This is a genomic window from Faecalicatena faecalis (assembly GCF_012524165.2).
GTDB lineage: Bacteria > Bacillota > Clostridia > Lachnospirales > Lachnospiraceae > Faecalicatena_A > Faecalicatena_A faecalis.
Map to the genome: position 1 here is coordinate 201,600 of NZ_JABACJ020000007.1, position 6,835 is coordinate 208,434.

Consider the following 6,835-nt stretch of genomic DNA (forward strand, 5'->3'; position numbering starts at 1 on the left):
ACAGTTTTTTATTTTTTGATTGTTAATTAGAATCATTTGTTATATTATTTAATTACCATTTTGTATTTTTATTTTTCTCATTTCGTGTTTTTACATTGAAATAATACAAATATTTGTTTTATAATATTTATAACAATATTAGAACATATCAAAATATAGTGAAATAATAAAAGGAGAGCTAGCAAATGAATCAGGTAAACGAAGAAGCGAAAAGTAATTATAAGTATTCTCAACTTTATGATATTTTGCTTTCCAAGATTACTTCTGGTATCTGGAAACCTAATGACAAGATGCCTACAGAAAGAGAACTTTGCCAACGTTATAATGTCAGCCGGATTACTGTCCGGGATACACTTGACAGATTATCCAAAGACGGATATATCTACAGAAAACAAGGGAAAGGCACTTTTGTAGCAGTACGCCAGATTGAACAGAAGCTGACCAAATTCTATACTCTCAGAGAAGAATTTGAAGCAAAAGGAATTGAACACACAAATAAGATTCTATCATTTCAGACACTAAAGGCACTTGGTAAGGTAAAAAAGAACCTGAATCTGGAAAATGAGGACACCGTCTATGAATTAATTCGCTGTCTATATGCAGATAAAGTCCCTTATGCTATTGAGGTTTCCTATATTCCAACTAAGCTTTATCCTGAAATGACACGTGACCTCATTCGTGAAAAAGGACTCTATGGAAGTATGCAATTTTTTAATATCATTCCAGAGCGTGCTACTGAAAATCTTCGTGCAGTAAAACTTTCAAAGGAAGATGCATTGACATTGGGAGTAAAGAAGCAGGATACTGCCATTCGAATCGAAAGAACTACATATTCTTTTGATTCTATCATTGAATACACTATAACAACTGTAAAAGGAGATTCTTTTTATTATACCGTTGAATTGAGCTAGAGTTTATAATATAAGGAGGAAACACGACATGCAATATCTACTGAGCATGGATGGCGGAGGTACAAAAACAAAATGGCTTCTTACCGATACCTTCGGAAACAAAATCGATACCCTGCTGGAAACAGGATGTTCTCATCCTCAAATAGGGGTGAAACAAGTCTGCCTGTCAATACAGTGCGCTGTGAATGAGCTATTAGAACGAAACCATGCTCTCATTCAAAATCTCGCCGGTATCTGTCTGGGAGTCCCTTGTTATGGAGAAGTTCCAGATGCAGACCGCTATATTTTTAAATATCTTTCCTCCTGTTTTGAGAATCTTCCCCTTACTATCTGTAATGATGTAGAATTAGGATTCTGGGGTGCTCAGCCAGAGGGACGCGGCATCCATCTCGTAGCTGGGACAGGAGCGATCGCCTACGCCAGGAATCCATCTTCTTCCCAAGCTGCAAGATGTAATGGCTGGCACTATCTCCTTTCAGATGAGGGTTCTGGATACTGGCTGGGAATGCTTGCAATCTCACTTTATTTAAAAGAAGATGATGGACGTATAGAAAAGGGAGCACTACACGATATAGTTTCTGTAGAACTTGGTATCCAAAACGCACTGGACATGACCCTGTATTACGATTCTCATTTAGCTGGAAAAAGAAAAGAAATAGCTGCACTACAAGAACTTCTTTCCAAAGCAGCAAAAAAGGGGGATCAAGCGGCAATACAAGCCTATCAGACTGCTGCCCATGAACTTGCCCTTTCTGCATCTGCCCTGAAAAACAAATTGTTTCCAGACTGCAGTTCTATTTCAGTCTCCTATTCTGGTGGCATTTTTAAAAATGGCAGGCTTATTTTTGATGCGCTTGATAAAGAATTAAAAAGGGATGGCCTGTATCGGACATCCCCTATACTCTCTCCTGAATTTGGTGGTATTTGGCTTGCTGCAAAAAGCTGCCATCTTGACTCCCCCAATCTTTTATCACGATTGAAAGAGCAACAGTAGAACTTTACTCTATCAACAGCGTACTGTTCTCCAATAGACTATAAATATTTTACTGCAACCATTGCGATTCCCAGGATAGATAAAACAACTCCTGTTGCTCTGTTCAAAGTCTTAGCCGGAGCCTTATTTGCGAATCTGGCCGCCACTCTTGCTCCAATCAATGTAAACAGGATACATAGAATCAATGCCGGTATATCCGGCAGACTGCCGCTGATAGAAAAGTGGGACACTGCCCCGGTAAAAGCCGTGAAAGACATGATGAATACACTCGTACCCACAGCCGTCTTCAGTTCATATCCCAATATGCTCGTCAGCATAAGGAGCATCATCATTCCGCCGCCAGCACCAATAAAACCACAAATGAACCCAATCACGATTCCACATAGTATTGATTGTATGATCTTCGTTTTCTTATCCTTTTCTTCCAGCTTTTCTTTTGTTGTCATAACTGGTCTTACGATAAACTTAATTCCCAAAAGCAGAGTCATGAAAACGGAAAATCCACCCATTGTCGTATTCGGAAGCAAAGATGCAATATAGCTTCCTACCATAGTAAATACCAAGACTGTAAATAGCATGACAAGTCCATTCTTAATATCCAAATTCTTGTGCTTTCCATATGTATAGGCGGAAATAGCCGATGCCAGCACATCCGATGCAAGTGCAATCCCGACTGCTTCATATGCATCAAACCCCAAAAATGTAATCAGCATCGGTGAAATCACCGCCGCTGCTGATAGGCCTGCAAGGCCTGTCCCAATTCCGGCGCCCATTCCGGCAGCCAAACATACCAATATTTTTGCTATCATTTTACTTTCCTCCCTGCTTGTCTATATTTAAATTTTCTGCCATCTTACGCATGATATTTTCAAACGTATCCAGTTCCTCCTCTGTGATGCCCTGAAACAAAATTCGCATGGCTGACTCCTGTGCTTTTCTTGCCTGCTCTACGACCTCTTTCGCTTCATCCTTAATGAGAAGCCGGCTGATACGACGATCAGATTCATCTTCCTGAATCGATAAATATCCACGCTTTACAAGCAGATCAACTGCTTTCGATACATAGGATTTTGCGATATGCCTGAATTCCACGATTTCTTTTGCTGTGTTGTATTGCGGATTATTGTAAACAAACAGTAGAACGTCTATCTCTACCTTCGTCATGCCGTTATCCGCGGCAAGCTGATTCATCCTGGTACTATAGGCCTTTTGTAATTGATTCGTGATAGATAAAAATTCACTTGTCGTTAACATAAATAACACCTTGCTTTCTGCTTTTATTTAAGATGACGCTCTGTGCCTCATTTCATTTAGTTCTTTTGTGAACTGTTCTTTCTTGAACTATTTTAGCATATAGCCAGTATATGTCAATAGCTTTTAGTAAATATCTTGCGAAACGGACGCATACTTTGCCTCCTATTTACAAATAATAGCTTTGTACTAATTTTGTCATCTAAAGGAGACTATCATGGAAGATTATACAAATATGCCTGGCAGAACCAATCCGGCGCGTACAATAGACCCTCATGAACAGAAACAGACCGTAGAAGTCCCACAGGCAATGGAAACAAATGCAACAAACGTCATCCCGGATGAGGTTCCGAGACGCGATGGTCCTGGAGGAGAATAAATAGCAGAGACACTATCTGTCAGGCCTCCCTAATAAGACCAGACTCATAACACAATTAAAAAATACTCGGAAACCCTTCCTATTTTTTATAGATGGTACCGAGTATTTTTATTGTGATAAAGCATTTGCCTGGAATACGCTCTTCCACTCCCTTAATGAGGTCGTTTATTGGTTACATATTTGCATGATAAGAAAACTAAAAAAACTCTTGAAATTTTATCTCAAAAGAGCTATAATAACAAAGGTTCGTCTGACGGACTATAGGCTGGAATAGCTCAGTTGGTAGAGCACTTCACTCGTAATGAAGGGGTCGTCGGTTCAAGTCCGATTTCCAGCTTGATACTTAAACCGCCGCAAACTCAGTGTTTTCAAGGAGTTGCGGCGGTTTTTGTGTATTTTTTAGTTCGAACGTACTTTCGAAAATTCCCCAGGAATACTCATAAAAACCAAGAAATTCTGGAAACTTTTAGTCAAAATTTAGTCAGATTTGACAGGCTCTCAGCCTGCTATTTTAAATGGATTGAGTTACCTTTTTAAATTGGATTTTAGTCAATCATCCCCAGGTAGAAAGTATCTCTTGTTGTCCGTAGCATAATATTGTTTTTCAAATTGTTCCATTGCTACATTTATAACATTATCAGATATTTCCACACAATCATTATCATCCTCCTGAATAATAATTGTACTTAATTCTTTTATTTTATCTTCCTCTGCTATATCTGTAAATAATAATTTTTCCTTCATACTTATGTAACTCATATCTTCCATTAAATATCCATCAGTATGTCTTTCTTTCAAATACTTATCATTATAACTAAAAAAAATATAACTATTAATTTGGGGAGGAAATACAATAAAATTCCTTATTCCTCTTTTTTTAATCTCAAATTCTATTCTTATAGCAATCTCGTCGTAGATTTCAATATTTTGCTCTTTCGCGATATGAATTAAAAAACGCTTCTCTGACTCACTATAACTATCCACAGAAATATTCAATGGCAACACATACTTAATATATATTGGTTTGTCATAAAACCCTTTATCATCCCTCCCTGTTCCTTCTACTAAGATAGATAATACAGAATAACAATTGTAGTCTGGATTAAAAAAATCATCCCCTGTATTCACAATATAGTATTGTTCATTATTAGATTCATCAACAGCATTTTCTACATAACTAAGTACTGGTAACATTGCATTTTTCTGCAGTTCTAAGTTCGCTAGATTGATATCATTTGACTTATCAGATAAAACATTTGCAGTCTTAGATACTGAAACACTCACACAGGAAACTATGATTCCTGCTATAGTCAAAACTAACATTACTATCGTCTCAAAATATATTCTATTATTAAACAACCAATTTTTTATTGCTACATTTATTCTTCTTAATCTAAACTTAAAACGTCTCATTTTACCTTTCAGACATTCCCGTAAAAGGCACCACGAATTTATTATATTCCCAATTCCTACATGATTCAACTAAAACTGATATCACCTTTCAAAATTAAGTATAGCAATCCCCCTTCTTTACATACCCATTCAAGCACTTTATTCTCCCTATACGCTCACTTAAATATATTACCAATAATATATTTCTCAATTGCGCACATCTTTATTTACTTTTATACGCACATGTGCTATCTTTGTCTCCTAGGTGGAAACAGAAATGGGAATCAGATGATATTGCTAAATACATTGAATTTATAAAGAAGGAATAATTAAATACAGTAATATCAAAGCTCTCAGTCCAAAATGAAAAGGAGAAATTCTATGGAAAAATCAAGTAAAAAAAACAGCTTAGTAAAATGGATTATTATAGTATTAGCCTTGGTAGTGTTTATCATTGGCATTTTTGCATGGTACTATAAAATCAAAAAACCACATGATAAGGCGGTGATTGAATTTAATAGTGCCGCAAATAAAGTGACAGAATTAAATAGTAACCTTGAACAAGAGATTAGTGATGCTCAGTCCCTACTGGATTCTGGTGAACCCCCATATGATGAGACCACGATAAATGATTTGACCCTTGCTATTGCTGATGCAAATGCATCAAAAAGAAAAATACCCGAAGTTCCTAAAAAAACAGATGAAATTCAAAAAGCCACCTCTCTTCTTTTAGAGCCATTGGATTATTCTTCTGCAATTACTAACATAAAAGAGAAAAAGACTGCCCTTGAAAACAGTATTTTACAATTAAAACAAATCACCAATCCTTCTGGTGACTTCGTTATACAACGTTTACAAGGCATTAACGGAATTTCTGCCTGCCAGGCTGTAACCGAGGATCATGATTTAAATGGACTTCTAAATAAGCAGGGTGGATACACGGCAACAATTTATTTTTCAAGTCCTTTGATTGACCAGAGTCAAGTTTATGGAAATGATATCGTAGATAAAGGTAATGATGGTGGTGGTGCCGTAGAAGTCTACGCAAATCAGGAGGATGCAGCAAAACGTGATGCCTATTTATCTTCTTTTGATGGTGCTGGTGTGTTGAATCCAGGCTCTCATACAGTATTAGGAACTTTAGTATTGAGAACCTCCTCTCGTTTGACAGCAACACAACAAAAAGATCTGACACAAAAAATTGCCGATAAATTACTTGAATTGCAGTAAGTTACTTTTTATCAAAATAGTTCACCATATCACCTCACTGAAATTACTGTAGTAGATGATAATAAAGCAGCATAAATCAACCAAAAACCGCCGTAATCTCCCATATTACATATCTAAGGAGTTGCGGCGGTTTTACTTATATCGTTAAATCTATCCCATTCTATTTACATGAATTTTTAAGGCATCCCTCCAATTTAAAGCACCTGCACATAAAATGCCGTTGTCTGCGGCGGAATGCTCGCCGTCTGGAAATCTGCATGGATCACCCGCACATTCTGACCAGGCCGCAGATCTGAAAGCCGAATTGGATTTCCAGAACGATTCCTGATCAAAGTATCATTCGTCACAATAAACCGGTTCTGTCTGGCCATGTCATTGGGCCTTCCCGTGTTAAAGGACCTGTTCCTCACATCCACACTCACGATTCTTCCCGTACTGACACTGTTTGATGGACGGTTCCCACTTCTCCTCACCACAATTAAGAATGCATTAGACTGTGGAGGGATACTGCGGGTCATGACCGGTGAAAAGGCCGCATCCACCCACATTCCCCTGTGAATATCAGAGATGATTATTCCGGGCGATTAGCCCATGCGCTGAAGCGCGTTCAGCGCATGGGTATCGCCGTTTAGCAAAGGCTGGTCGCAGTTCAGCCCAGGTCATCAAGCATGTGATAGA

General features: G+C 37.8%; 8 protein-coding genes and 1 tRNA gene. 5 read left to right on the forward strand and 4 right to left on the reverse strand.

All coding sequences use genetic code 11. The features are described from left to right. The first annotated feature begins 185 nt into the window (after nt 1-185). Together HGO97_RS09950 and HGO97_RS09955 are read left to right on the forward strand one after the other, a co-directional pair. Entirely contained in the window at nt 186-911 is a 726-nt protein-coding gene (locus tag HGO97_RS09950) for a GntR family transcriptional regulator (protein WP_216241147.1), read from the forward strand. A gap of 46 nt (nt 912-957) precedes the next feature. Then, a complete protein-coding gene (locus HGO97_RS09955) occupies nt 958-1,905 on the forward strand; it encodes an N-acetylglucosamine kinase (protein ID WP_216241148.1) in 948 nt (315 codons plus the stop codon). A 38-nt stretch (nt 1,906-1,943) separates the two neighbouring features. On the opposite strand, the gene HGO97_RS09960 is transcribed toward HGO97_RS09955, so the two are convergent. Next, complete coding sequence (locus HGO97_RS09960) at nt 1,944-2,714, reverse strand: sulfite exporter TauE/SafE family protein (protein WP_216241149.1); 771 nt, start codon at nt 2,712-2,714, stop codon at nt 1,944-1,946. Nucleotide 2,715: 1 nt separating this feature from the next. Next, complete coding sequence (locus tag HGO97_RS09965) at nt 2,716-3,159, reverse strand: MarR family winged helix-turn-helix transcriptional regulator (protein WP_216241150.1); 444 nt, start codon at nt 3,157-3,159, stop codon at nt 2,716-2,718. A 214-nt stretch (nt 3,160-3,373) separates the two neighbouring features. On the opposite strand from HGO97_RS09965, the gene HGO97_RS09970 reads away from it, so the two are divergent. Both HGO97_RS09970 and HGO97_RS09975 read left to right on the forward strand, forming a co-directional pair. Next, a complete protein-coding gene (locus HGO97_RS09970; protein ID WP_216241151.1) occupies nt 3,374-3,535 on the forward strand; it encodes a hypothetical protein in 162 nt (53 codons plus the stop codon). A 264-nt stretch (nt 3,536-3,799) separates the two neighbouring features. Then, nucleotides 3,800-3,872, forward strand: a tRNA-Thr gene (locus tag HGO97_RS09975). 212 nt (nt 3,873-4,084) lie between these two features. On the opposite strand, the gene HGO97_RS09980 is transcribed toward HGO97_RS09975, so the two are convergent. Further along, complete coding sequence (locus HGO97_RS09980) at nt 4,085-4,948, reverse strand: hypothetical protein (protein ID WP_216241152.1); 864 nt, start codon at nt 4,946-4,948, stop codon at nt 4,085-4,087. Nucleotides 4,949-5,308: 360 nt separating this feature from the next. On the opposite strand from HGO97_RS09980, the gene HGO97_RS09985 reads away from it, so the two are divergent. Next, nucleotides 5,309-6,157, forward strand: coding sequence for an EbhA (locus HGO97_RS09985; RefSeq protein ID WP_216241153.1), 849 nt, complete (start codon nt 5,309-5,311; stop codon nt 6,155-6,157). A gap of 194 nt (nt 6,158-6,351) precedes the next feature. On the opposite strand, the gene HGO97_RS09990 is transcribed toward HGO97_RS09985, so the two are convergent. After that, nucleotides 6,352-6,705 carry a hypothetical protein gene (locus tag HGO97_RS09990; RefSeq protein ID WP_216241164.1) on the reverse strand — a complete coding sequence of 118 codons (354 nt, stop codon included), beginning with the start codon at nt 6,703-6,705 and terminating at the stop codon, nt 6,352-6,354. Nucleotides 6,706-6,835 lie beyond the last annotated feature (130 nt).

Bases quoted from the DNA above. Each gene is read 5' to 3' on its own strand.
- HGO97_RS09970 (WP_216241151.1), top strand. From the start codon at position 3,374: ATGGAAGATTATACAAATATGCCTGGCAGAACCAATCCGGCGCGTACA.
- HGO97_RS09990 (WP_216241164.1), bottom strand. From the start codon at position 6,705: ATGTGGGTGGATGCGGCCTTTTCACCGGTCATGACCCGCAGTATCCCT.
- HGO97_RS09965 (WP_216241150.1), bottom strand. From the start codon at position 3,159: ATGTTAACGACAAGTGAATTTTTATCTATCACGAATCAATTACAAAAG.
- HGO97_RS09950 (WP_216241147.1), top strand. From the start codon at position 186: ATGAATCAGGTAAACGAAGAAGCGAAAAGTAATTATAAGTATTCTCAA.
- HGO97_RS09955 (WP_216241148.1), top strand. From the start codon at position 958: ATGGATGGCGGAGGTACAAAAACAAAATGGCTTCTTACCGATACCTTC.
- HGO97_RS09985 (WP_216241153.1), top strand. From the start codon at position 5,309: ATGGAAAAATCAAGTAAAAAAAACAGCTTAGTAAAATGGATTATTATA.
- HGO97_RS09980 (WP_216241152.1), bottom strand. From the start codon at position 4,948: ATGAGACGTTTTAAGTTTAGATTAAGAAGAATAAATGTAGCAATAAAA.
- HGO97_RS09960 (WP_216241149.1), bottom strand. From the start codon at position 2,714: ATGATAGCAAAAATATTGGTATGTTTGGCTGCCGGAATGGGCGCCGGA.